Source organism: Streptomyces sp. GD-15H, from assembly GCF_045291515.1.
GTDB lineage: Bacteria > Actinomycetota > Actinomycetes > Streptomycetales > Streptomycetaceae > Streptomyces.
The window spans coordinates 4,069,308-4,092,214 of record NZ_CP149447.1; the positions used below are offsets into that span (position 1 = coordinate 4,069,308).

The 22,907-nt window shown below is 71.4% G+C and carries 18 protein-coding genes and 3 pseudogenes; 7 read left to right on the plus strand and 14 right to left on the minus strand.

Annotated features, from left to right (window positions below):
• Nucleotides 1-64: 64 nt before the first annotated feature.
• On the minus strand, nt 65-1,303 hold the full coding sequence (gene kynU / locus WJ438_RS19020; protein ID WP_406726317.1) for a kynureninase: 1,239 nt from the start codon (nt 1,301-1,303) through the stop codon (nt 65-67).
• Nucleotides 1,296-2,126, minus strand: a complete 831-nt coding sequence (locus WJ438_RS19025; protein WP_406726318.1) for a tryptophan 2,3-dioxygenase family protein — start codon at nt 2,124-2,126, stop codon at nt 1,296-1,298. Before WJ438_RS19025 ends, kynU begins: the two co-directional genes overlap by 8 nt.
• 190 nt (nt 2,127-2,316) lie before the next feature.
• Here WJ438_RS19025 and WJ438_RS19030 point away from each other — a divergent pair, with 190 nt between their 5' ends.
• Together WJ438_RS19030 and WJ438_RS19035 are read left to right on the plus strand one after the other, a co-directional pair.
• Entirely contained in the window at nt 2,317-3,555 is a 1,239-nt protein-coding gene (locus tag WJ438_RS19030) for a PP2C family protein-serine/threonine phosphatase (protein ID WP_406726319.1), read from the plus strand.
• A 16-nt stretch (nt 3,556-3,571) separates the two neighbouring features.
• Nucleotides 3,572-3,994, plus strand: coding sequence for a DUF3151 domain-containing protein (locus WJ438_RS19035; RefSeq protein ID WP_406726320.1), 423 nt, complete (start codon nt 3,572-3,574; stop codon nt 3,992-3,994).
• On the opposite strand, the gene WJ438_RS19040 is transcribed toward WJ438_RS19035, so the two are convergent.
• The 7 genes and pseudogenes from WJ438_RS19040 to WJ438_RS19070 form a co-directional block, all read right to left on the minus strand.
• Nucleotides 3,991-5,529, minus strand: coding sequence for an MFS transporter (locus WJ438_RS19040; RefSeq protein WP_406726321.1), 1,539 nt, complete (start codon nt 5,527-5,529; stop codon nt 3,991-3,993). The genes WJ438_RS19035 and WJ438_RS19040 overlap by 4 nt on opposite strands.
• Nucleotides 5,530-5,599: 70 nt before the next feature.
• Nucleotides 5,600-6,631: a class II fructose-bisphosphate aldolase gene (fbaA, locus tag WJ438_RS19045; protein WP_406726322.1), complete on the minus strand. Its 1,032-nt coding sequence runs from the start codon at nt 6,629-6,631 to the stop codon at nt 5,600-5,602.
• Nucleotides 6,632-6,882: 251 nt separating this feature from the next.
• A complete protein-coding gene (pyrE, locus tag WJ438_RS19050; RefSeq protein WP_406726323.1) occupies nt 6,883-7,431 on the minus strand; it encodes an orotate phosphoribosyltransferase in 549 nt (182 codons plus the stop codon).
• A gap of 20 nt (nt 7,432-7,451) precedes the next feature.
• Nucleotides 7,452-8,285, minus strand: coding sequence for an aldose 1-epimerase (locus WJ438_RS19055; RefSeq protein ID WP_406726324.1), 834 nt, complete (start codon nt 8,283-8,285; stop codon nt 7,452-7,454).
• An 82-nt stretch (nt 8,286-8,367) separates the two neighbouring features.
• Complete coding sequence (locus WJ438_RS19060; RefSeq protein ID WP_406726325.1) at nt 8,368-9,225, minus strand: SRPBCC domain-containing protein; 858 nt, start codon at nt 9,223-9,225, stop codon at nt 8,368-8,370.
• Nucleotides 9,226-9,305: 80 nt separating this feature from the next.
• Nucleotides 9,306-10,926, minus strand: a pseudogene (locus WJ438_RS19065) (polyamine aminopropyltransferase).
• A gap of 186 nt (nt 10,927-11,112) precedes the next feature.
• Nucleotides 11,113-11,631 carry a DUF2617 family protein gene (locus tag WJ438_RS19070; RefSeq protein ID WP_406726326.1) on the minus strand — a complete coding sequence of 173 codons (519 nt, stop codon included), beginning with the start codon at nt 11,629-11,631 and terminating at the stop codon, nt 11,113-11,115.
• A gap of 758 nt (nt 11,632-12,389) precedes the next feature.
• On the opposite strand from WJ438_RS19070, the gene WJ438_RS19075 reads away from it, so the two are divergent.
• On the plus strand, nt 12,390-13,580 hold the full coding sequence (locus WJ438_RS19075) for a pyridoxal phosphate-dependent aminotransferase (RefSeq protein ID WP_406726327.1): 1,191 nt from the start codon (nt 12,390-12,392) through the stop codon (nt 13,578-13,580).
• Between the two features lie 222 nt (nt 13,581-13,802).
• On the opposite strand, the gene WJ438_RS19080 is transcribed toward WJ438_RS19075, so the two are convergent.
• From WJ438_RS19080 to WJ438_RS19090, 3 genes are all read right to left on the minus strand, one after another.
• On the minus strand, nt 13,803-14,549 hold the full coding sequence (locus WJ438_RS19080; protein ID WP_399805718.1) for a UPF0158 family protein: 747 nt from the start codon (nt 14,547-14,549) through the stop codon (nt 13,803-13,805).
• Nucleotides 14,550-14,669: 120 nt separating this feature from the next.
• On the minus strand, nt 14,670-16,763 hold the full coding sequence (locus WJ438_RS19085) for a hypothetical protein (protein WP_406726328.1): 2,094 nt from the start codon (nt 16,761-16,763) through the stop codon (nt 14,670-14,672).
• A gap of 320 nt (nt 16,764-17,083) precedes the next feature.
• Nucleotides 17,084-17,638 (minus strand): Uma2 family endonuclease, encoded by a 555-nt coding sequence (locus WJ438_RS19090; protein ID WP_406726329.1) that lies wholly within the window; start codon nt 17,636-17,638, stop codon nt 17,084-17,086.
• 158 nt (nt 17,639-17,796) lie between these two features.
• Here WJ438_RS19090 and WJ438_RS19095 point away from each other — a divergent pair.
• The 4 genes and pseudogenes from WJ438_RS19095 to WJ438_RS19110 all read left to right on the plus strand — a co-directional run.
• Nucleotides 17,797-18,240 (plus strand): annotated as a pseudogene (locus tag WJ438_RS19095) (aminotransferase class I/II-fold pyridoxal phosphate-dependent enzyme); the annotation flags it as partial.
• Nucleotides 18,241-18,337: 97 nt separating this feature from the next.
• Nucleotides 18,338-19,601, plus strand: a pseudogene (locus WJ438_RS19100) (IS701 family transposase).
• Between the two features lie 252 nt (nt 19,602-19,853).
• Nucleotides 19,854-20,111 (plus strand): type II toxin-antitoxin system Phd/YefM family antitoxin, encoded by a 258-nt coding sequence (locus tag WJ438_RS19105; RefSeq protein WP_384989016.1) that lies wholly within the window; start codon nt 19,854-19,856, stop codon nt 20,109-20,111.
• Nucleotides 20,112-20,120: 9 nt separating this feature from the next.
• Nucleotides 20,121-20,381: a Txe/YoeB family addiction module toxin gene (locus tag WJ438_RS19110; protein WP_406726330.1), complete on the plus strand. Its 261-nt coding sequence runs from the start codon at nt 20,121-20,123 to the stop codon at nt 20,379-20,381.
• 235 nt (nt 20,382-20,616) lie between these two features.
• Here WJ438_RS19110 and WJ438_RS19115 read toward each other — a convergent pair whose 3' ends face one another.
• On the minus strand, nt 20,617-22,080 hold the full coding sequence (locus WJ438_RS19115; RefSeq protein ID WP_406726331.1) for a hypothetical protein: 1,464 nt from the start codon (nt 22,078-22,080) through the stop codon (nt 20,617-20,619).
• Entirely contained in the window at nt 22,002-22,787 is a 786-nt protein-coding gene (locus WJ438_RS19120; RefSeq protein WP_406726332.1) for a plasmid pRiA4b ORF-3 family protein, read from the minus strand. Before WJ438_RS19120 ends, WJ438_RS19115 begins: the two co-directional genes overlap by 79 nt.
• Nucleotides 22,788-22,907: the final 120 nt, after the last annotated feature.

The window sequence follows — 22,907 nt, forward strand, 5'->3', positions numbered from 1 at the left end:
CCTCCCGCACCGACATCCGCCCCGCGCCCGCACCGCGCGGACACCGCCCCGGCCGGCCCGCCGCCTACGCCCCGGTCCCCGCCGAGACCTCCGTCGAGACCTCCGCCAGGACATCGGCCAGTACCCGGGCCGCCCGCTCCACGTCCGCGAAGCCGACGTACAGCGGGGCGAAGCCGAAGCGGAGCACGTCCGGTCGGCGGAAGTCGCCGACGACCCCGCGCCCGATCAGCCGCTCCATCACGTCACCGGCGCCCTGGCAGCGCAGGGCGATCTGGCTGCCCCGCTCCCGGTGCGCACGCGGGGTCACGCACTCGACCCGGCCCTCGGGGGCGTACGCCTCGACGCACTCCAGGAAGAAGTCCGTCAGCGCGAGGGACTTGGCTCGCACCGCCTCGACCGTGACGTCGTCCCAGACCTCCAGCGCCGCCTCCAGGGCGAGCATGGAGAGGATGTCCGGGGTGCCGACCCGCCCGCGCGGCGCGCCCGGCGCCGGTTCGTAGTCCGGGCGCATCCCGAAGGGCTCCGCGTGGGAGTTCCAGCCGGGCAGCGGGGAGTCGAAGAGGTCCTGCAGGTCCTCGCGCACGTAGAGGAACGCCGGTGAACCGGGTCCGCCGTTCAGGTACTTGTAGGTGCAGCCGACCGCCAGGTCCACGCCGTGCGCGTCCAGCCCGACCGGCAGCGCGCCCGCGCTGTGGCACAGGTCCCAGACGACGTACGCCCCCACCAGGTGCGCGGCGGCCGTGAGCATGGGCAGGTCGTGCAGCCGGCCGGTGCGGTAGTCGACGTGGTTGAACAGCACGGCGGCCGTACGGGTGCCGAGCACGCCCGGAACCTCGGACGGGATCGCCGGGCGCAGCGTGCAGCCGGTCATCCGGGCCGCCGACTCGGCGATGTAGCCGTCCGTGGGGAACGTGGTCGCGTCGACCACGATCTCGTTCCGCCCCGGGTCCGTCAGCCGCGCCATCCGCACGGCGGCCACCAGCGCCTTGAACACGTTGACGCTTGTCGAGTCGCCGACCACGATCTGCCCGGCCGCCGCCCCGACCAGCGGCGCGATGCGGTCGCCGATCCGCTCGGGCGCCGTCCACCAGCCGCTCTCTGTCCAGGACCGGATGCGCAGCTCGCCCCACTCCCGGCGGACCACGTCCTCGATCCGGCCGGGGACGGCGACGGGCAGCGCGCCCAGCGAGTTGCCGTCGAGGTAGACCGCGCCGTCGCCCTCCTCCCGCACGAATTCGGCGCGCTTGACGGCCAGTTCGTCGGCCGCGTCCAACTTCTCCGCCTTCAGCTCCAGCTCAGACATGGGATCGCGCCGTCCACAGCTCGGGGAACACGTTCTTCCGCGCCCGCTTCTCCAGCCAGGCCACCCCGGCGGAGCCTCCCGTGCCCGCCTTGGCGCCCATCGCGCGGCGGGTGGCGACCAGGTGGTCGTTGCGCCAGCGCCACACCAGTTCGGCGACATCGGTCAGCGCCTCGCCCAGCCGGGCGGTCTCGTCCCGTTCGTCACCCGAGTAGACGGCCGCCCAGACGGCCTCCACCTGCGGCGACGGCTCGTACCGCCGGGCCACGTCGCGGCTCAGGACCTCGTCGGGGACGGGGTGCCCGCGCCGCGCGAGCAGCCGCAGCACCTCGTCGTACAGGCTCGGCTCGTGCAGCACCTTCTCCAGCTCGGCGTGCGCCCGCGGCGCACCCCGGTGCGGAACCAGCATGGACGCGGACTTTTCGCCGAGCAGGAACTCCAGACGCCGGTACATCGCCGACTGGAAGCCGGAGCCCTCGCCGAGCGCACCGCGGTAGGCGTTGAACTGCGCGGGGGTGAGCTGTCCGAGCGGCTTCCAGGAGGCGTTCAGCGCCTCCAGTTCCCGCACGGACCGCTTCAGCGCGTCGATCGCGGTCGGTACGTCGTCGCCCCGCAGCGCGTTCGCCGCCGTCTCCCACTCGTGCACGATGACGGTGAACCACAGCTCCATCACCTGGGTCGTGACCAGGAAGACCATCTCTCCGGGATCGTCGGAGAGGGTGTGCTGGAGGTGGGTGAGGACATCGGCCCTGACGTAGTCCTCGTAGGGGGTCGTGCCCTCGAAGTCGAGATGCGGGGTCTCCGGCTCAAAAGCCTCGTGGGACATCGCTGTCTCCTGAAATGTACTCCGGGTAGCGGTCCGCCCCTGCCGTTACCGACACGGGGGCCCCGGTCCCCACGGTGCATCCTCCGTAATGGTCCCCACGACCGCAAGGTCTGCCCGGTGCGAACCCCGCGCCGGGCCTGCCGGGCCTGCCGGGCCTGCCGGGGGCCCGATTCCCTGAGACGATCGGGTCATGGGCCGCGGAATGCGTAACGGTCACAAGGAGTCGAACGGCCACAGGGAGTCGGGCGGCCGCAAGGAGCCGACGGAAAGGGAGCGGCGGCTGCGTGGGCTGCCCGCCGCGATCATCGCGGCCGCGCTCGTCCTCAGCTTCTTCACCCGGGGGAGCCTCAACACGTTCCCCTTGCTCGTGGCCGCCCCGGTGGTGGCCGCGCCACTTCTTTCCCTGCGCGGGACGGTCGCCACCGGCGTGGCGGCGAACCTCGTGGGACTCGGCCTCGTGCTCCTGAGAAGAGAGCCGACCGACGACGAGCTCGTCCCGTTCACCAGCCTGGTCATTCTCACCGTCGTCGCAGCGCTCCTCAACGTGCTGCTGGCCCGCGACCGGGCGGAGTTGAGAACGAGCCGCGAGGTGGCGGCGGTGCTGCAGCGTGCGGTGCTCCCGGAGCTGCCCGACCGGGTGGGACGGCTGGCCGTGGCCACCCGGTACGAGGTCGCCCACAGGGAGGCGGCCATCGGAGGGGACTTCTTCGCGATCAAGGAGACTTCGCACGGCATCCGGATGCTCATCGCCGATGTCCGCGGCAAGGGGCTCGAGGCGATCCGTACGGTCAACGTCCTGCTCGGATCGTTCCACGAGGCCAGCTACCACCGACCGGATCTGCCGGGCGTCGTCCGGCAACTGGAGGACCGGATGCAGGAGATCATCAGCCGGTCGAGTGGAGAGGAGGCGGAGTCGTTCACCACGGCCGTCATCGCGGAGCTGCCTCCCGACCACTCCGTGCTCCGCGTCGCCAACCGGGGCCACTCGGCGCCCCTGCTGGTCCACGACGGCAAGGTGCTCCCGCTGGAACCGACCACACCGGCGCTGCCGCTGGGCCTGGGCATGCTCGGCGGCGACGAGGTCCCGGTCGACCTGTTCGACCTGCCCTCCGAGGCCACGCTGGTGCTGTACACCGACGGCATCAACGAAGCCCGCGACGCGGACGGTGTCTTCTTCGACCCCGTTCCGGTGCTCTCCCGGCCACTCCCGCCCGATCCGGACACGGTCCTCGGCACCGTCCTCGACGCCGTCTTCCGGCACACCGAGGGACGTCTGCAGGACGACGCGGCCCTCTTCGCCGTCACCCTGGACCCGCCCGCGCCGACCGCCTCGGACACGTCGGTCGCCACCGCCCTGGACGCGCCGCTCTCCACAGCCCTGGACGCGCCCGTCTCCACCGCACGGCCCCGGGATGACGGCTCGCCGTAGGTGGCAGACTGGCGTCATGACCACTCAGAAGAACCTGCTCGGCGGCCCGGACCCGACACATCTGCCGGAGAACGAGGAGGCGTACCGCCTGCTCGCCGAGGACTCCCTGCCGCCCGCCGAGGTGGTGGCGAAGTTCCCGACGTTCTCGCTGGCCTGGGCCATGCTCGCCGATGACGCCTTCGAGGCGGGGCGAGTGGTGGAGTCGTACGCATACGCCCGAACGGGTTACCACCGGGGGCTCGACGCGCTGCGCCGGGCCGGCTGGAAGGGCCACGGCCCCGTCCCGTGGAGCCACCGCGCCAACCGCGGTTTCCTGCGCTGCCTCGCCGCCCTCGCCCGCGCCGCCGAGGCGATCGACGAGAAGGACGAGGCGGAGCGGTGCCGCCAGTTCCTCCAGGACAGCAGCGCCGAGGCGTACGAGGAGCTGAAGCGGGCCTAGGTTCCGGACTCCCGGGGCCCAGGCGGCGGTGGTGTTTCACGTGAAACACCACCTTTCCGCCCCATCTCGGGCTCGGCCTGGGTCTCGGTCTCGGCTTCCAGTGGAGGTACGGCCACGCTGCCGTGGATGCGGCATTCGGGACGCCGACAGCCCGGCGCGGGACGCCGTACGGTCGCGAAGGCGAGGGCCGAGCCCACCACCAGGACCCCGGCGCACAGCACCATCGCCCGCCGGAACGCGTCGTCGAAGGCGTCCGGCAGCCGGTACGCCTCCGGCCCCATCCCGACCAGCAGCGGCAGCGCGGCCACCGCCACCAGACCGGCCGCGCGGGCCGCCGCGTTGTTGATGCCGCTGGCCAGGCCCGCCCGCGCGGTGTCCACGGCGGCGAGGACGGTCGCGGTCAGCGGCGCCACCAGGGTGACCATGCCGAGGCCCAGCACCAGCAGCGCCGGCAGCACATCGGTCACATACGAGGCTCCCGGACCCACCCGCGTCATCAGCAGCATCCCGGCGGCACACAGCAGCGGTCCGACGGTGAGCGGGATGCGCGGCCCGATGCGGTCGCCGAGTTCGCCGGAGCGGGCCGAGAGCAGCAGCATCATCGCGGTCGTGGGCAGCAGGGCCGTACCGGCGGCGAGCGCGGACCAGCCGACGGCGACCTGGAGCTGGAGCGCGGCGAGGAAGAAGAAGCCGCCGAAGGCCGCGTACACGCACAGCGTGACGACGTTGACCGCCGTGAACTGGCGGGAGGCGAAGATGTCCAGCGGCATCATCGGATACTCGCGGTGTTTCTCGACGGCCACGAAGGCGACGGCGGCGGCCAGTCCGGCGACCCCGGCGACGGCGACCACGAGGGCGCCCTCATCGGCCTCGATCAGCGCGTACGTCACCAGGGCGAGGGCGAGCGCGCCGAGGACCGCGCCGAGCACGTCGAAGCGGCCGGTGGCCTGCTGCCCGCCGTCCGACTCCGGGACGTGGCGTACGGCGATCGGGGCGCACAGCACGGCCGGCGGCACGTTGATCAGGAACACCCAGCGCCAGCCCGGCCCGTCCACCAGCCAGCCGCCGAGGAACGGGCCGACCGCCGCGCCGATCCCGCCGAAGCCGGACCACAGGCCCACCGCCCGGCCCCGGTCGTTGGGGTGGAAGGACGCCTGGATCAGGGCGAGCGAGCCGGGCGTGAGCAGTGCGCCGCCGACGCCCTGCAGGGCGCGGGCGGCGATCAGCGCACCGGCGTTCGGGGCGAGACCGCACAGCAGGGAGGCCGTCGCGAACCACAGCACCCCGACGACGAACACCTTCCGGCGGCCGAACCGGTCACCCAGCGCCCCGCCCAGCAGGATCAGCCCGGCCAGCGTGACCAGGTACGCGTTGACCGTCCACTGCAGGGCGGCGAGATCCGCGTCGAGGTCGCGGCCGATGCGCGGGAGGGCGACGTTGACGACGGTGGAGTCCAGCAGGGCCATGCTGGAACCGAGCACCGTGGTGAGCAGAATCCACTTGCCCTGCGGGGAGGCCAGCCGGACATCGGCCATGCAGGGAGCATACGGAAGCGGGTCAGGCCCGGCACCATGTGCGCCGGGCCCGACGCACTCGTACGAGCGACTACTTGATCCTGGTGCCCGTGGAGCGCAGGTTCTGGCAGGCCTCGAGGACGCGGGCGGACATCGACGCCTCGGCCAGCTTGCCCCAGGTGCGCGGGTCGTAGGTCTTCTTGGAGCCGACCTCGCCGTCGACCTTCAGGACACCGTCGTAGTTCTTGAACATGTGGTCGGCGACCGGACGCGTGAAGGCGTACTGCGTGTCCGTGTCGATGTTCATCTTCACGACGCCGTTCTCCAGCGCGGTGAGGATCTCCTCGGCCGAGGAGCCCGAGCCGCCGTGGAAGACGAAGTCGAACGGCTGCGAGCCGGCCGGCTTGCCGTACTTGGCGGCGGTGCCCTCGTTGAGCTCCTTCAGCAGCTCGGGACGGAGGACGACGTTGCCCGGCTTGTACACACCGTGCACGTTGCCGAAGGACGCGGCCAGCAGGTAGCGGCCCTTCTCGCCGAGGCCGAGCGCCTCCGCCGTACGGATCGCGTCGTCGACCGTGGTGTAGAGGGAGTCGTTGATCTCGTGCGAGACGCCGTCCTCCTCGCCGCCGGTCGGGGTGATCTCGACCTCGAGGATGATCTTCGTGGCGCGGGCGCGCTCCAGCAGCTCCTGGGCGATGCTCAGGTTGTCGGCGAGCGTCTCGGCGGAGCCGTCCCACATGTGGGACTGGAACAGCGGGTTGCGCCCGGCCTTGACGCGCTCCTCCGAGACGGCGAGCAGCGGACGGACGTACCCGTCGAGCTTGTCCTTCGGGCAGTGGTCCGTGTGCAGGGCGATGTTGACGTCGTACTTCTCGGCGACGATGTGCGCGAACTCGGCCAGGGCGACCGCGCCGGTCACCATCTCCTTCTTGTGCTGGCCGCCCAGGAACTCGGCGCCGCCCGTGGAGATCTGGACGATGCCGTCACTCTCCGCCTCGGCGAAGCCGCGCAGTGCCGCGTGCAGAGTCTGGGACGAGGTGACGTTGATGGCCGGGTAGGCGAACTTTCCTGCCTTCGCCCGGTCCAGCATCTCGTTGTAGGCCTCGGGAGTTGCGATGGGCATCTGTCCGCTCCTTATGCGTGCGGTGTGGCGTACTGGGTGCTGTCGGCCCTGACCTGGAACCTTGGATGCGACGTCGTTGTCGGCCCCATCTTCCCAGACTTGTCCGGCTGGTCGACGGTGCAGGTCAAGTCGTTATGTCGGGTGATGTCGGGCGGAGAACCGGCCGATCGGCCGAAACTCCGGCCGAGACGCAGGTCGAGACGTCGGCCGAAACTCCGGCCGAGACGTCGGCCGAGACGTCGATCGCGACCTCAGTCCAGGCCGAGCTGGTCCTTGCCGAAAGCGAACAGGTACGGCACCCCGGCGCCCTCCTGGATCTTCTCGGCGGCGCCGGTCGCCCGATCGACGATGGTCGCGACGGCCACGACCTCGCCGCCGGCCTCACGCACGGCCTCGACGGCGGCGAGCGGAGAGCCGCCGGTGGTGGAGGTGTCCTCGACGACCAGGACCCGGCGGCCCCGGATGTCCGGGCCCTCCACACGCCGCTGCAGACCGTGCGCCTTGGCCGCCTTGCGGACCACGAAGGCGTCCAGCCTCCGGCCGCGCGCGGCGGCGGCGTGCAGCATGGCGGCGGCCACCGGGTCGGCGCCCATGGTGAGGCCGCCGACCGCGTCGAACTCCAGCCCGGCGGTGAGGTCCAGCAGCACCTGGCCGACCAGCGGGGCGGCCTCGCCGTCCAGGGTGACGCGGCGCAGATCGACGTAGTAGTCGGCCTCGAGACCCGAGGAGAGGGTCACTTTGCCGTGCACCACGGCCTTGTCCTTGATCTGCTGCAGCAGCGCGCCGCGTACGTCACTCATGGCAGCCAGGGTAGACGGCCTCAGGGCCTGCGCCAGGTCCAGGTGGTCGCGGCCTCCAACGGCTCCAGCGGGGTGACCAGGCGCGGGTGGGTGTTCAGCCCGTCGGGCGGCCCGGTCTGCGGCTCCACGCAGACGGCCTCGCGCTGCTCGTCGTAGACCACCACCCACTCCTCGCGGCTGGTCACCTTCAGCTCCAGCCGCCCCGGCCAGGTGAGGGTGACGTCGACGCCGCCCGGCATGCCGAAGCAGTCGTCCCAGGGGCCGGGCCGGGGATCGACACGGTTGCCGGTGGGCAGGTGGTCGTCGCCGCGCTCCTCCTGCCACGCGGGCGTGAAGTCGATGCGCACACCCGCCGTGTCCGCGGCGTCCGCCGTGTCCGCGGCGTCCGCCGTGTCCGCGGTGCCGAGGACGCGGTTGAACCACGGGTGCCAGCCGATCTGCGCCGGGAAGGAGGACTCGTACGTCTCGACGGCCATGGCCAGGGTCAGGGAGTCCGCGCCGAGCGTGATCACCTGCGTCACCCGCCCGGAGTACGGCCACGGCTCCACGAGGTCGTACGTGAGCACGGCCTCGTGGGCGCTCGCGCGGGCGGTGCGCCAGGCGGTGTCACGGACGGTGCCGTGGATGGCGTTCGGCGGGGCGTTCAACGGCATCTGGTGGACGGTGGCGCCGTTCCAGAACCGGCCGTCCCGGATCCGCCCGCACCAGGGAACCATCGGGAAGCACCCGTAGCGGTCGCCCTGGCGCAGCAGTTCGACGTCCCCGACCCGCAGTCCCGAGACCCGCCCGCCGTTCCCCGGCCGCACGGTGACCTCCGCGTCGCCCGCGGTCAGAGTGATGTCCTTGTTACTCACGGGACGACCCTACTGGGGTGTTCAAGAGGCTTTCCGCGGTTCGGGCCGGGCCCGCGCGCCCCGGGGTCCGCCGGGGCGGGGTTCAGCGGTGTCTGCGCAGTGCCCGCACGGCGACGATCGCCGAGGCCACCGCCAGGGCGGCCGCCGGAACGGCCCAGCGCAGGGAGGTGGCCGCGGCGACGGTCTGCGGGGCGGGGACGGGGGCGTAACGGCCCCGGGGCGGGGCGTGGTCCACCTCCTCGGCGCTGCGGCCGATCATCGTGCGCCGCGCGTGCGCCGCCTCGGCGACGGCGTCGTCGGCGTCGCCGATGTCGTCGACCTCATACACGTCGTCTGTGAGGTCGGTGTCGTCCACGTCGGCCACATCGTCCCCGGCCTCCTCCTGGGCCTCGGGGTCGAGGGACGGCAGGGGGATCTCCGTGTCGAAGACGGAGGCCGGCTCGGGGGCGGGGGGTTCCTGCGCGGGAGACTCGTCCGCGGGCGCCGCGTCAGCACGCGCCGCGTCCGCGGGGGGCTCCCCCGCTGTCGCTCCCAGGTTCTCCGCGAAACGGTTCAGTAGACGGGTCAGCGCCGATGCCACCGCGTCCGCCGGCAGCTCCGTGACCCGGCCGTCGGCCGTCGCCGTGCCGTCGACGGTGAGCGTGGCGCCGCCCTCCGTGGCCAGCGGGCGCAGCCGCAGCGCCAGTCTCACCGCGCCGGTACCGCGCGTCTCGACGGCGTCGCCCTCGACGGCGTAGGAACCGTCCTGGCGCCGGGACACCCGCACGGAGCCCCGGTAGGTGAGGGAGTGGCTGCCGATGCGGAGCTTCAGCCGGCCGGCGATCGGATCCGCACCGGCGTCGTGCTGGAGCCCCGGCACCGCGCGGGCGACCCGTGCGGGGTCGTCCAGCGCCTCCCTGAGCCGCTCCACCGGAACCGGAACGAACACCTCGTGCTCCATGACTGCGGAGCCTACCCATGGCGAAGCCGGGCTGTATCCCCGTCGGCGCGAAAGGGCGGTACGTCGGGATGTGAGCCGGCTCAGCGGGCGTACCTGGGATGCAGCAGCGTCGACGGGGGAAGGCCGGGAACACGGGTGCGTGCGGCGGCTCGCGCACCGGCCGCGAGGGAGCTGTCGGTGAGGGTGCGCGGGCGGGGGCCGGACGGGTCCAGGCGCAGCTCGGGGACCGTGCGGGCGGCCAGGACGAAGCCCCGGTCGCCCCTGCTGTACGGGCTGGTGCGGAAGCCGGCCGAGCGGACCGTCGACTCCACCGTCCAGAACGCCCGGGGGCGGGACGCCACCGGCCCGGCGTGCACCACGAGCCGTCCGCCGGGCGCCAGGACGCGCCGGGCCAGGCCGTAGAACTCCTGCGAGTACAGCTTGGTGCTCTCGGTGACCTCCGGGTGCGGCAGGTCGGAGACCACCACGTCGTACGCCGCCGGGGGCGCCCGGCGCAGCCAGTCGAAGGCGTCCGCGGTGCTGACGCGTACGCGCGGGTCGTCGAGGGCGTGGTCGTTCAGCGCGGACAGGGCCGGGTCGTGGCGGGCCAGCCGCACGACGCCCGCGTCGAGTTCGACGACGTCGACCCGCCGCACGCCCCGGTGGCGCAGCACCTCGCGGGCGGCCAGTCCGTCGCCGCCGCCGAGGACGAGCACACGCGCGTGCGGACCGGTCATCGCGGGGTGGGTCAGCGCCTCGTGGTAGCGGAGTTCGTCCCGGTTGCCGACCCGCAGGCGGCCGTCGAGGAACAGGCCCAGGGGGCGGCCGCCGAGGCCGCCGGTGAGCACCACTTCCTGCACGTCGGTCTGCAGGGCAACCCGGACGTCCGAGCCGTACATGGCGTGGCGGGCGGCCCGTTCGAAGTCGTCGACGAAAAGAACGGCCGAGGCGAGGACGGCCAGCACGCAGAGGTTGGCGACCACCAGCAGCCGACGTGCACGGCGGGTCAGATCCTGCCGGAAGAGTCCGAGCACCAGCGCGCCGCCGACCACCGTGTTGACCGCGCCGGTGATCAGCGTCCCCGTCAACTGGCCCAGGAACGGCAGGAGGAGGAAGGGGAAGGCGAGCCCACCGACGAGAGCGCCGACGTAGTCCGCGGCGAACAGGTCGGCCACCGCGCCGCCCGCGTCCTGGCGGCGGATCCGCTGGATCAGCTCCATCAGCAGCGGCACCTCGGCCCCGATCAGCAGGCCGACGGCGAGGGAGAAGGCGACCAGCAGAACATGCGGTCCGTGGGTCCACGGACCGCCCCAGGCTCCGGTCCAGGCGAAGACGGCGTACAGGGCCATCGCGCTGCACCCGCCGACCAGGGCGAGCGCGGCCTCGACGGCGCCGAAACCGGCCGCCGCGTGCCAGGCGCAGCCGCTTGGCGGCCAGCGAGCCGATCCCCATGGCGAAGACCATGACGGACAGCACGACGGACGCCTGGGTGACCGAGTCCCCCATCAGGTACGAGGCGAGCGCGAGGAGTTCGAGTTCGTACACGAGTCCGCAGGCCGCACAGACGAACACGCCCGCGAGGACCAGGAACCGGCCGGTGCCCTGCCGCACCGGCAGCCTCAGCGAGCTGCCCGGGGGGCTGCTGTCGTCGCCGCCGTTGCCGCCCGGCCTGTCCCGGGGTTGTGCGGAGCGGGACGGGGCGGGGGCCTGCGCTTCGATCACCCCTGCGACGTTACGTTACGCCTCCGGCGCGGACCGTCACCCACACGTGTGGTGTCTGTTTATCCCTGACCGGTTCCGGTACCAGTGGGAACCTCCGCGCGGGCACGCTCCAGAGCCCTCCCAGGGCCCCCAGGGCCCTTCCAGAGCCTTTTCCCAGAGCCCCCCAGAACCTCTCCCGAGAGCCCCTCAGACGGCTGCCTTCACCCGTACGCCCACCCTCGTACGGGTCACCACCAACTGGCCGTCCTGGGGGTAGGCGTGCCAGGTCCGCCAGTGGACCTGGTTCTCGTGGCGCTGGGCGAGCATCGCGGTGAACGCGTGCGGGCTCCCGGGGAACACCCCGGCGAGACCGTGCGGATGGTCGGAGACCAGGGCGAGCAACTCCTGTGCGCGGCCCCCGAAGGAACCCGGGGAGAGCATCTCCACGTGGGCGGCGAATTCGTACTCCCAGTCGCCCACCCGTTTGGCGACCCCCAGCGGAAGGGGCGTACTGCTGCCCGGAATGCACGCCACCGTCTCCGAACAGACGCCCCGCTCCTCTTCCAGCAGCACCTGGTGGGACGCGCCGAGGAGCCTCAACTGGACCTTGGCCCCGGTCAGTTCGAGATCGAGCGTGGCCAGCGCGGGAAGTGGCTCGCGCCCCAGGGCCCAGGCGAGGTCGGCCGCGCGCGTGTCGGTGTAGGAGGTGGTCAGAGTCGTGAGCATGGGTCGGCTCCGCAAACGCACAAGGAGAGGGGCGGGAGAGGGAGATATGGGGGCGGTCGCACCCCGGTCGCACCCGGGGGGTTCGGCCCGTCAGCCCGGTCGGCCGGTCGGAAATGAGGTCCGCAGGGAGTCCGAGGGCTGTGTTGGTGATTCAGAGGGAATCACGAACTGCCGTGCCGCCACAGCGTTTTTACCCAACTTCGTGGGCTTTCCATCCCCTCGGGGGCTCTCCAGGTCACCTGTTCAACCCGGCGCACTCCTGGCGCACACCTGGCGCATACGCGGGTGCACCGCACGGTGGGCCCGCCCCGGGCGCGGACCCCACCGTCGCGGACGCGTCACCCCGGCACGGAGGCGGGCCCCCGTCAGCTGCCTCCGCCGCATCCGCCGCCGCCCCCGCACGACGACCCGCCCCCGCACGACGATCCGCCGGAGGACGAGTCACTTCCGCAGGACGCCCCGCCGGAACTTCCCCCTGCCTCGCCGGCCCACCAACTGCCGCGCCGCTGCCTGGACGCCCCCACCCGGCGGCCGGGATGGCGCGCCGGGGCCACCACGAGCGCCTTGTACAGCACGAAGACCAGCGCGAAGAGCAGAACCAAGGTGATGCCGATGACCATGGCGCCACCGTCCTTTCGTCCCCGTGAATCCCCCGAAGCGACCCCCCGTGGGTGCCTCGCTCACGTGTGTGGACGGGAGATGCCCGCTGCCCGCACGACCCAAAGCAGAGTTGAGGAAGTCCAGAGGTTCGGCGCAGGATGACCGGCATGACCTCCAGCGCGCGCCCCTTCCTGAACCGCCGGCTCGCCGAGTTCGGGACCACGATCTTCGCGGAGATGTCCGCCCTGGCCCTGCGGACCGGCTCCCTCAACCTCGGCCAGGGCTTCCCCGACACCGACGGCCCCGAGGAGATCAGGGAGGCGGCGGTGCGGGCGCTGCGGGACGGCCGGGGCAATCAGTACCCGCCCGGCCCCGGCGTCCCCGAGCTGCGCACCGCCGTTGCCGCGCACCAGCAGCGCCACTACGGCCTGTCCCTCGACCCCGACACGGAGGTCCTGGTCACCGCCGGCGCCACCGAGGCGATCGCCGCCGCGCTGCTCGCCCTGCTGGAAACCGGCGACGAGGTGATCGCCCTGGAGCCGTACTACGACTCGTACGCGGCCTGTATCGCCATGGCGGGCGCCACGCGCGTGCCGGTCACCCTGCGCCCACGCGAGGGCCGTTTCCGCCTCGACCTCGACGAGCTGCGCGACGCCGTCACCGACCGCACCCGCCTGCTGCTGATCAACACCCCGCACAACCCGACCGGCACCGTCCTCACCCGCGAGGAACTGTCCGCGATCGCCACGCTGGCGGTGGAGCGCGACCTGCTGGTGGTCACGGACGAGGTGTACGAGCACCTGGTCTTCGGCGACGCCGAACACGTACCGCTGGCGACCTTCCCGGGCATGCGGGAGCGCACGGTGACCATCTCCAGCGCGGGCAAGACGTACTCGTTCACCGGCTGGAAGGTCGGCTGGGTTACCGGCGCCCCCGATCTCGTCGCCGCCGTCCGCTCGGCCAAGCAGTTCCTGACGTATGTCGCCTCCGGGCCCTTCCAATACGCCGTGGCCGAGGCCCTGCGCCTGCCCGACTCCTACTTCGCGGACTTCCGCGCGAACATGCTGGCCAAACGGGACCTGCTCGCGGGCGGCCTGGAGCGGGCGGGCTTCAAGGTCTTCCGCCCGGCCGGCACGTACTTCATCACCACCGACATCCGGCCCCTTGGTGAGAACGACGGTTTCACCTTCTGCCGTGCGCTGCCGGAGCGCTGCGGGGTGGTCGCGATCCCCAACGCGGTCTTCTACGACCACCGTGAGCAGGGCGCACCCTTTGTTCGCTTCGCGTTCTGCAAGCGGACAGGCGTACTGGAGGAGGCGGCCTCCCGACTCAAGACGCTGGCTGCCTGACAGCCACAGCCGTACCAGCAAATGTACCGGCCACACGGCCTGGTTGCTCCGAGCCGCCGCGCACCCGCACTCGACTGCCGCCTGGTCGACCGGGACGCCGGTGATCGGCAGTCGTATCACGCAGCCCGCCTGTCGGCGGACACACTTCCCTCAGCGATCAACCGGCGACGCCAGGCCCGGTGACAGCGCCCCCGGATCATGCAGGACAGGGGCAGCAAAGAGTCATACCGGCCCCGAAGGATACGAACCCGAGCTGGGCTCTACGAAGAAGGTGATGTGCGGGCAGTAGCCCTCCTCGGCCAGCCAGGCGCGGGCCCGGCCGCGCTGCCGCTCATCGCAGAACCGGTGGTACCGGCTCCAGGAGCGCTCGTCACCAGCGAGGACGTCCTTGAAGCGCCGGAAGACGCCCCGCCCACCGATGGCGATCCGCAGCCTGTCGGCAAGGGCGGCGTCCTCGACCTCTTCGATGAACAGCTCCATGTCCCGGTACCCGGCCCGGGACCCCAGAGCCGGCACGTACAGCCATCGCTCGGAATCGTCGTCCTCCTCGGCCCCGGGCCCAGGCCCCAGCTCATCGGTGAAGGCAGGCCAGCACTCCCCGGTGGTCAGATCGATCCGGCCACCGGACTCGGCCGGGTCGCCCTCCAGCAGCATGGCGAGCATCTCCAGATCGACCGCGAGCGGGCGCAGGAGGGGGATCGCCGCGTCTCCCGTGGCCGCGCGCAACCGGTCCGCCAGCTCCCCATCGCCCCGGAAGCCGCGCTCCTGGAGCGCGCCGAGAAACAAGGCCGCCATCTCCGCAGCCCCCGGCAGGCCCTGCGCCGCGGCCCCGGCCACACCATCGCCGGCCAGCTGCAACACCTCACGCACGGGTCCACGACGCAACGCCGCAAGCAACGCCACTCCGTCCTGCGCGTGGAGCGCGCCACGCAGGGCCCGCAGCCCGTCCTCGCCCCATCCCTCAACCACGACCCCGACGGTAGCGCGCCACCGAGGACGTACGACGCCGGGACCCATCGGTTTCCCTCCGCCCGGCTCCGTGCCAGTGCCAGCGCACCCGGCGCCTGGGGGGCAGACGGTGTTGCCCGGTCAGCGGCGCCGCTTGCGGCCGCTCTTGCCTGAGGAGCGCCGAGCCTTCCGGGCGCGACCGACGCGGGCGCCGTGGGTACCCAGTGCCCGGGCCGCCAGCTGCCTGAGCTCTTCGAGTCCGGCCCGGTCCGGGTGCGCGGAGTCCAGTGCGGCGGCAACCGCCTCCCTGGCCTGGGAGCCCTGGGTGCGCAGCGCCTCCTCGGCGCCGTCCCGGCCGCCCGCCAGCTCCACAAGCTGAAGCAGGCTCTCGGCGAGCACCAGCAGATACTCGGCATCGGTCATGTCCTCGGGGGGCAGCAGTTCACGCTGAGCCAGTGCGTTCAGCGCCAACGGCGCCAGCTGTGTGTCTCGCCGCAGCGTGCGCAGCAGTCGCTCGCCCTCGCCGTCCGGCAACGCCACCTGCAGTACGTCGAGCATCGCCTGCGCACGTGCGCGGAAGGCCATGGTCCCTACAGCGTCCGTCAGTTGCTGCAGAGCGGCATCCCGCTCCCCGCGGGCCGAAAGCCAGCCGGCCAGCTCCGTGCTGGCGGTATCCGGGTCGTAGTCCTCGGCCAGCGCCCCCAGCAGACCGGCCGCCGGTACCTGAGCCAGCTCACCGACCAGCGGTGCGTCCCGGCCGGCCGCCAGCAGCCGCTGCCGTACGGCCCGGGTGCCCAGTTCGGTGAGACGGATGAGCTCCACCGGCCCTGCCGTCAGCTCTTCACGCCGGGCATCGGCGCGCTCCTGCGGCGCCGGATCCGCTGCCGCCCCCGCAACACCCAGCAGTTCCGCAAGCTCCGGCGGCATGTCCGCGGGCAGTTCGGGTCCAGCCTCGGAGAGATCGACGTCCAGGAACACCGGGTCGGCCATCCCGTGGTCACGCTTGATCGCCCCCAGGTCGTCCAGCATGGCGAGTACCGTGCGCAGGTCCCGGTCGGCGTGCTCGAACCACATCCGGTGCCGGAGGTCCGATCCGCTGTCCAGCTGGAAGCGGGCCCGGTAGGCCAGGTGCACGGAGTCGCGCAGCCGCGGCCAGGGCATCGGGTACGGCAGGCTGTAGAGCGTGTTCAGCACATCCTCCAGCACGTCCTCGTACGCATCGAACAGCATCGACTCGACGTGCCAGCCGCTGCGCGCCCCGATCAGGGCCTGCCGCAGCTCGAAGCACGCGTCGAAGGCGCGCAACCACAGCTGAAGCGGGTCGGCCAGCACCGGCCGGGCCCTGGCCACCGCGTACAACCGCCCCTTGGCCACCCGGACCAGCCGCGCCTTCTTCGCCCACTCCACCAGCAGCCCCAGCCGCGGCAGGTCGGCCGAAGATCGCACGCCCTCGGTCTTGTCGCCGGTGCTCAGCGCATCCACCAGCTCGCGGGCATCCGCCATCCGCAGCCGTCCCGTTCCCGTCACCGCCCGGCCGTCGCGCCCCGCCCACTGGGCGAGCCCGCGCAACTGCGACACGATCGCCGACACCTCGGCCCGTCGTCGCAATTCGTTGTCCGTGGGGAGCGTCACGGGCAGCTGTGGTTCGGCCCGGGCCGAACCGGACGGCGCGCGGCCGGTCAGCCGTTGCTCCATGATCGCGTCGAGGGTCTGCTGATCGTAGGCGACCTCCCCGCGCTGTGCCCGGTCCGCGAAGCGCTGCAACGCCGCCCCGTCCCGGATGTCCACGCCCTGCTCGGCGGCTGTCGTCATCCAGTACTTCGCCAGGCCCCAGCGGGTGCGGTCCGCCATCGCCACCGGGTACTGTTCCGCAGCCGCGTCGACCGCGGCGAGGGAGTCCTCAAGTACGGGGCCGCGCGGGTCCGCCAACTGCATGGCGTGCAGATAGCGCAGCAGTGTGCGCAGTGTGCCCGGGGCGTCGCCGCGTTCCTCCCCGGGGAGTTCGGTGACCTGCCGGGGAAGCCAGGAGAGGAGCAGCTCTTCCACGTGCCGCGGCTCCCACCACCCGAGTCGGCCATCGACAGTCGCCCGGTGCCGGTACTCCAGCGTCGCCTCGGCCAGGAAAGCGTCCACCGGCAGGCCCTGCTCCCCGGCCCACCGGACCAGCCGGTCGACCAGCAGTCCACACGCCGCCTCGAAGTCCTCATCGGCCTCGGGTTCGATCCGCATCCGCATGAAATTCGTCCAGCCTGTCCGCAGCAGTCCTTGCCGTACCACGCTATCGCCGAACCGGGGCCGACAAACCCGGCCGAGGACGAGCGGCCCGCTGCCTCAACGGCACTGCGTGGCGGTTGGCGCCCGCAGCACACGCGGCTTCGAACTTCCTTGCCCCGAACCGGACTTCGCCGTACGGACTCGCGGCACAGAACGGTCCGCTTCCCTGGCCGACCCCGATCGACGAAAGGTCGGGGCCCAGCCGGCTGCCCGGACCAGGAACGACCACGTCCGATGGCAGCGGTGCCAACGGCACGGGCCCGGCGCACCGGAGTCCGTCGTCAGCGGGCGTCCGCCTCGGGCTCCGGGCGCGGGAGTTCGTCGAGGTCGAGGGTGAAGGTGCGGCCGTCGGCCAGGGGGATGGGGAGCTTGCCCGTCCCGTACTTGTGGGTGTGTGCCGCGATGTAACCGGTGGCGGTCGGCTGAGTGTGGAGGACAACTTCCTGGGCGTAGGGGTCCACGATCAGGTAGACGGGGATGCCGTAGCGGCCGTACTTCGCGGTGCAGTCGTCGTAGTCCTTGCGTGCGGAGGAGGTCGAGACGACCTCGGAGATCAGCAGGACGTCCTCGAAGCTGTAGCGCTTTCCCTCCCGGCGGGCATCCTCGCGGAGGATCGTCAGATCGGGGGCGGAGTTCTCGTCGGCGGGGAAGTCGATGTAGACGTCCGAGGCGGTCTTCGCGTGGCGTCCGAGGGACACGACCGTGTCGTACTGCATCGACTTGATCGTGCTGGAGTGCTCGAAGCTTTGCGGAGTCATGATCACCTTTCCGTCAGCTCCGAACAGGACCGTGTACCCCTCGGGGAACTCGGTGTGCATGATCGCGTCGACGCTCATGGACGGCTCCTTCCCGTGTGGGGTCAGGATACGGCGGACAGCGCCGTGTCATCGAGCCCGGCGGTACAACTGTGAGATCAGCTGGACAGGCTCCGCAGCCGCCACAGCTCCGTCGTCATGGGGCTTGCCGCGTGGCACGCGAATAGGCGTACGAACGACGAGTCGGCTGGGTGACGGGACCGCCCGACCTGGTGACGGCGGTCCGCTCGGCCAAGCAGTACCTGACCTACGTCTCCGCGGGCCCGTTCCAGTACGCGATCGCCGAGGCACTCGCGCTGCCGGAGTCGTACTACACCGCGTTCCGCGCGGACCTGCGGGCCAAGCGGGACCTGCTGGCGGCGGGCCTGACGGAGGCGGGCTTCGGGGTGTTCCGGCCGGCGGGCACGTACTTCATCACCGCCGACATCCGTCCCCTGGGCGAGACCGACGGCGAAGCCTTCTGCCTCGCCCTGCCGGAACGCGCCGGCGTCGTCGCCATCCCCACCTCGGTCTTCTACGACCACAGGGAGGCCGGCGCCCCGTACATCCGCTTCGCCTTCTGCAAACGCACCGAGGTACTGGTGGACGCGGCGGAACAGCTCCGCAAAGCATTCACGCACTGACTGCCGTCCTACGGGACCGGTCGTCACGTTCCTCGTAGGGCTTTGTTAGGTACCCCGATTGTTCGTGCGTAGGTAGTGTTGTGATCTTCTTTCGGGTGTGACACCGGAGGAGATGGAGACGGTCCGCCCGCGCCTGGAGGCGTTCGCGGCCGAGATGCTGGGCTCGCTGCCGCGGCGGGACCAGCGGGCCAAGGGTGAGCTGTACCTGCGTGGGCTGATGCTGGACGGCAAGCGCAAGTCGATGCAGCCGATGGCCGAACGCCTGGGCGTGGACCACCAGCAACTCCAGCAGTTCGTCTCCTCCTCCACCTGGGACTGGGTCAAGGTCCGTGAGCGGATGGCCCGTTGGGCCGCCGCCCACATCTCGCCGGAGGCGTACGCCATCGAACGACGTGGGCTTCCCCAAGGACGGCTACGACTCCCCGGGGGTGGCCCGGATGTACTGCGGCGCGCTGGGCAAGCGCGGCAACTGCCAGATCGGCGTCAGCGTCAACCTGGTGTCCGACCGCGCCTCGGCGGCCGTCGACTGGCGCCTGTTCCTGCCCGAGAGCTGGGACGACGCCCAGCACGCCGGCGATGTGCTGCTGGCGGAGGCGATCCGGCACCGACGTGCCAGGGCCGGCATCCCCGAGGCCGAGCGGCACCGGGAGAAGTGGCGCCTGGCCCTGGACATGCTCGACGAAGTGCGCGGGGACTGGGAACTGCCGGACCTGCCGGTCGTCGCCGACGCGGGATACGGGGATGCCACCGGCTTTCGCGAGGGGCTGACCGAGCGCGGCCTGGCCTACGCCGTGGCGGTCAAGGGCACCACCACCGCTTACCCGGGTGACGCGGTCCCCGAGCGCCCGCCGTACTCCGGTCGGGGTCGCCCACCCGTCCCGACCTACCCCCAGCCGCACACCACCTTGCGCCAACTCGCCCTGGATGCAGGAAGGTCGGTGGTGCGGACGGTGACCTGGCGCCAGGGCAGCAGGGTCGGCAAGCACAACCCCCGCGCCGAGATGCGCTCGCGCTTCCTGGCGCTGCGGGTCCGCCCCGCCAACCGCACCATCCGCCGCTTCGCCGACGGCTCCCTGCCCGAGTGCTGGCTGCTGGCCGAGTGGCCACCGGGCTCCGCCGAGCCCACCGACTACTGGCTGTCCACCCTGCCTGCCGACACCCCGCTGCGTGACCTGGTCCGGATCGCCAAGATCCGCTGGAGAGTTGAGCACGACTACCGCGAGCTCAAGGACGGCCTGGGCCTGGACCACTTCGAGGGCCGCAACTACTCCGGCTGGCACCGGCACACCACCCTCGCCTCCCTCGCCCAGGCGTTCTGTACCCTGCTGCGACTCGACCCAAAAGTCCCTGCGCCGGCCTGACCCTGTACGCGGTCCTCCGCGAACTCCAGGCCCTCCTGGCCACCTGGGCCGGCGCCTGCTCGATATGCGGCCGGCCCGCACCGACACCAGAACCACACCACAGGACCTAACAAAGCCCTACTCGTTGTCTGCCGCGCCTCACCCACCCGGGACTTTCGCGCTGGAGACCGCCCGGTCACGGCCGTCGTTCCGGCGCTTGCCGCACCACAGGGACCGACGTACAATTTTCTGTACGTGAAAGGAGGGTCGATCGTGAAGACCATGACGTATTCCGAGTCGCGCGCGCGGTACGCCGAGGTACTCAACTCCGTCACCGACGACCGCGAAGAGGTCGTTATCACCCGGGCGGGACATGACCCGGTCGTCATCGTCTCCCTTGAGGACTACGAGTCCCTGAAGGAGACGGCGTACCTGCTGCGAAGCCCGGCGAACGCCCGGCGCCTGCTCGCGTCCATCGACGAGCTGGAAAACGGCGGCGGCACCGTGCGCGAGCTGGCGACCGACGAATAACGGCCGCGAATGAAGATCACCTTCTCCTCCCGCGCCTGGGAGGACTACCTGTGGTGGCAGCTTCAGGACCGGAAGATCCTGAAGCGCATCAATACGCTCATCGCGGATATTTCCCGGAACGGCAACGAGGGGATCGGCAAACCGGAACCGCTCAAACACGGATTCCAGGGCTACTGGTCGCGCCGCATCAACGACGAGCACCGGCTGATCTACAAGGCCACCGAGGACGGCGTCCTGATCGCACAGTGCCGCTACCACTACGAGAGCTGACAGGACTCAAACGGGTCCAGCACAGCCCCTGCCGGTGTCGGCAACGCAGGATCGTGTTCCGCCGGGTGGTGCAAGCGCGCTTCAGGTTTCGGTCCATTGGCTGGCTGCACCACCCGGCGGGACGCCATCTCACGCAGCAACCACACAGGTCGGCAACGGACGAGAGCTGGGTTCTGGGTCCTTACCGGATCACAACAGGGACACGGTGGTCAGGTCCTCCTCGGCGCGCCCGGCTTCATCGGCGGCGCTGGGATCCGACTTTGGTCGCAGACCTGCGCAGCCGCTTGGCAAGCGTCTTGTCCCGATCCCTCAGCTGTCGACCTGCCGCTTCCAGGACGGCCCCGGTGGCGGGGTGGTCGCAGCGCCACAGATCGTCGGCGGCCTGCTCCAGGAGAGGCAGCACCAAGTCCTCCTCCTGGTCCAGAAACGCGGCAAGTGCCTCGTCCGCTACGCCCAGCGGGCCCCACAGATGGTCCACGAGCCCCCACAGTTGGAGTTCCCGACCCTGCCCCTCGGGGATCTCACCACGGCCGGCCAGCGCGATCGCCGCGGTCTCGGCACAGCCAGGGACCCGTGAGGCCGCAGCTTTACGCAGGACGGCGAGCGCCTTGGGCTCATCGAGTTCTGCCAGCACCGGCGGGGCGGCCAGGCGACGGAGGGCCGCATCGGCTTCCAACCCGGCGCAGGCGTCGATGAGCTGGACAGCGGCCGGGCCCTGGCCCCGATGGCTGATCCATCCGGTGATCTCGGCGTGGGCGGCGTCCTGGTCGTAGTCGAGCAGGGCGTCCAGCAGCGTCGGGGCGTCGGCGTCGGCCAGTTCGCCGATCAGCGGAGCCTGGTATCCCTCGGCGAGCAGGTACTCGCGCAGTCCGTGGCGTCCCAGTGGTGTGAGCCTGAGCCGTGCCCCGGCGGGCGGGGTGCCGTCGCTGTCTTCGGTGCTCGCCTCGATGCCGAGGATGCCGAGGAGGGTGTGTTCGCGCTGCCGGCTCGTCTCCGGGCCGGTCTCGACCTCCGCTGCCTGGTACTCGGCGAGGATGAGGGCCGCCTGCTCGAGGATCTGCAGGAGGAACAGCTCGACCAGTCGTGCCTCCTGCTTCGGGAGGCCCTCGCGGAGTGCGCCGACGAGCAGCGCCGGGTCCAGCCATTCGCCGTCGGGAACCTCGTACAGTGCCCGCAGCACCACCGCTGCCAAGCCGTCTCCGTCCTCGTCCTGCATGCCCAGCGCGGCCGGCAGCCACGGAGGCAGACCGAGGTTTTCGAACTCGTTCAGGGCGTCGAGTTCGTCCTCGAGGGCCTGGCACCAGGTCTTCAGCACTCCCTCGTCCCCCGCGGTGGCAGGCAGGTCGGCACCGGGACGGGCGGTGCCTGCGCTGATCTCCACCAGGCCCGCGTACAGAGCGAGCTGCCAGGGGCCGTCCAGGCAGGGCAGGTCGCCGGAGCTGCGCAGGCGGGCCAGCCGCTCGTCGCGCTCCGCGGGCCGCAGTGCTCCCAGCTCGTCGTCCTGGGCCCACAGCTCGAGTTCCTGGACGGCCAGGCGGCCCAGTGCGGGCTTGAGCACATCCCGGGACGTGACGGCTCGTCCGCTCCGGCACCAGTGGGCCAGGCGGAGCGCGGAGGCGATCAGCGGTACCTTCCGGGCGGCTGCGGCGAGCTCCGCGCGCGGTGCCAGGGAGACGGGTCGCACCGGGACGGACTCCACGGCGAGGTCCTCGTCGTACTCGTCGTCGTGTACCTCGCCGCAGGAACAGCGCCGCCCGCTGGAGGCGGCTTCGGCCGGGCCGAGCTTCCCCGCGGTGCGGGGGTGGCCGTGGGCGGCCGCGGGTCCAGTTCGGCCAGTTTCCGGTCCAGGGCGTCACGGTCGAAGCAGGCGGGGTCGAACCCCTCCTCGCGCAGGGTTTCGACCAGGTCGGTCCATGGCTCGGGGGCCGGTGCGCCACGGTCCACGACGGCGTCGAGTACGGCCTGCAGCCCCCAGGCGCCGCCGGTGTCCTCGGCACAGGGCATGGCACGGCGTCCACCGGTGCAGCGGACGCGTCGGTCGGGGGTGGACGCGGGGAGGGTCTTCTCCAGGGTGATCCGGTGCCGCCAGTCGTCGCCGAAGTCGTAGGTGTACTCCAGCCGACCGCCTTCGTAGGGCAGTACCTCGGCCACGGTCACGGACTCCTCGTCGGCGTCGCGGAAAGGATCGTGGTCCAACGGGCCGTCGAAGTCGACGAATTGGCGGCCGGAGGAAGGTTCGGTGAAGGAATGCAGGTGCGAGTCGTCCCAGCCGAAGCATGCCTGGATGATGTCGTGCAGACAGCCGAGCGAGGTGTCGGCGGGCAGGGTGACCCGGCGCCAGATCGGCGGGCTGGTGTCTCGCAGAGCGATCTTCAACTGGTAGGTCGGCACGAGCTTGGCGGTCACGGCGAAGGGTTCCCTCAAGGCGGAGACGGATTCCGGCACCGATGAGAGGCCACAACCGCAAAGGTGTCGCGGCCGTCTCTGCTGGGTGCCGGTGACATCTTCCCGCACTGCGCCGAGTGA

Excerpts from the sequence above, each read along its gene's own strand:
- kynU (WP_406726317.1), bottom strand. The coding sequence starts at position 1,303 with ATGTCTGAGCTGGAGCTGAAGGCGGAGAAGTTGGACGCGGCCGACGAA.
- WJ438_RS19040 (WP_406726321.1), bottom strand. The coding sequence starts at position 5,529 with ATGGCCGATGTCCGGCTGGCCTCCCCGCAGGGCAAGTGGATTCTGCTC.
- fbaA (WP_406726322.1), bottom strand. The coding sequence starts at position 6,631 with ATGCCCATCGCAACTCCCGAGGCCTACAACGAGATGCTGGACCGGGCG.
- WJ438_RS19060 (WP_406726325.1), bottom strand. The coding sequence starts at position 9,225 with ATGGAGCACGAGGTGTTCGTTCCGGTTCCGGTGGAGCGGCTCAGGGAG.
- WJ438_RS19110 (WP_406726330.1), top strand. The coding sequence starts at position 20,121 with ATGAAGATCACCTTCTCCTCCCGCGCCTGGGAGGACTACCTGTGGTGG.
- WJ438_RS19025 (WP_406726318.1), bottom strand. The coding sequence starts at position 2,126 with ATGTCCCACGAGGCTTTTGAGCCGGAGACCCCGCATCTCGACTTCGAG.
- WJ438_RS19030 (WP_406726319.1), top strand. The coding sequence starts at position 2,317 with ATGGGCCGCGGAATGCGTAACGGTCACAAGGAGTCGAACGGCCACAGG.
- WJ438_RS19035 (WP_406726320.1), top strand. The coding sequence starts at position 3,572 with ATGACCACTCAGAAGAACCTGCTCGGCGGCCCGGACCCGACACATCTG.
- WJ438_RS19090 (WP_406726329.1), bottom strand. The coding sequence starts at position 17,638 with ATGAGCGTCGACGCGATCATGCACACCGAGTTCCCCGAGGGGTACACG.
- pyrE (WP_406726323.1), bottom strand. The coding sequence starts at position 7,431 with ATGAGTGACGTACGCGGCGCGCTGCTGCAGCAGATCAAGGACAAGGCC.
- WJ438_RS19070 (WP_406726326.1), bottom strand. The coding sequence starts at position 11,631 with ATGCTCACGACTCTGACCACCTCCTACACCGACACGCGCGCGGCCGAC.
- WJ438_RS19075 (WP_406726327.1), top strand. The coding sequence starts at position 12,390 with ATGACCGGCATGACCTCCAGCGCGCGCCCCTTCCTGAACCGCCGGCTC.
- WJ438_RS19085 (WP_406726328.1), bottom strand. The coding sequence starts at position 16,763 with ATGCGGATGCGGATCGAACCCGAGGCCGATGAGGACTTCGAGGCGGCG.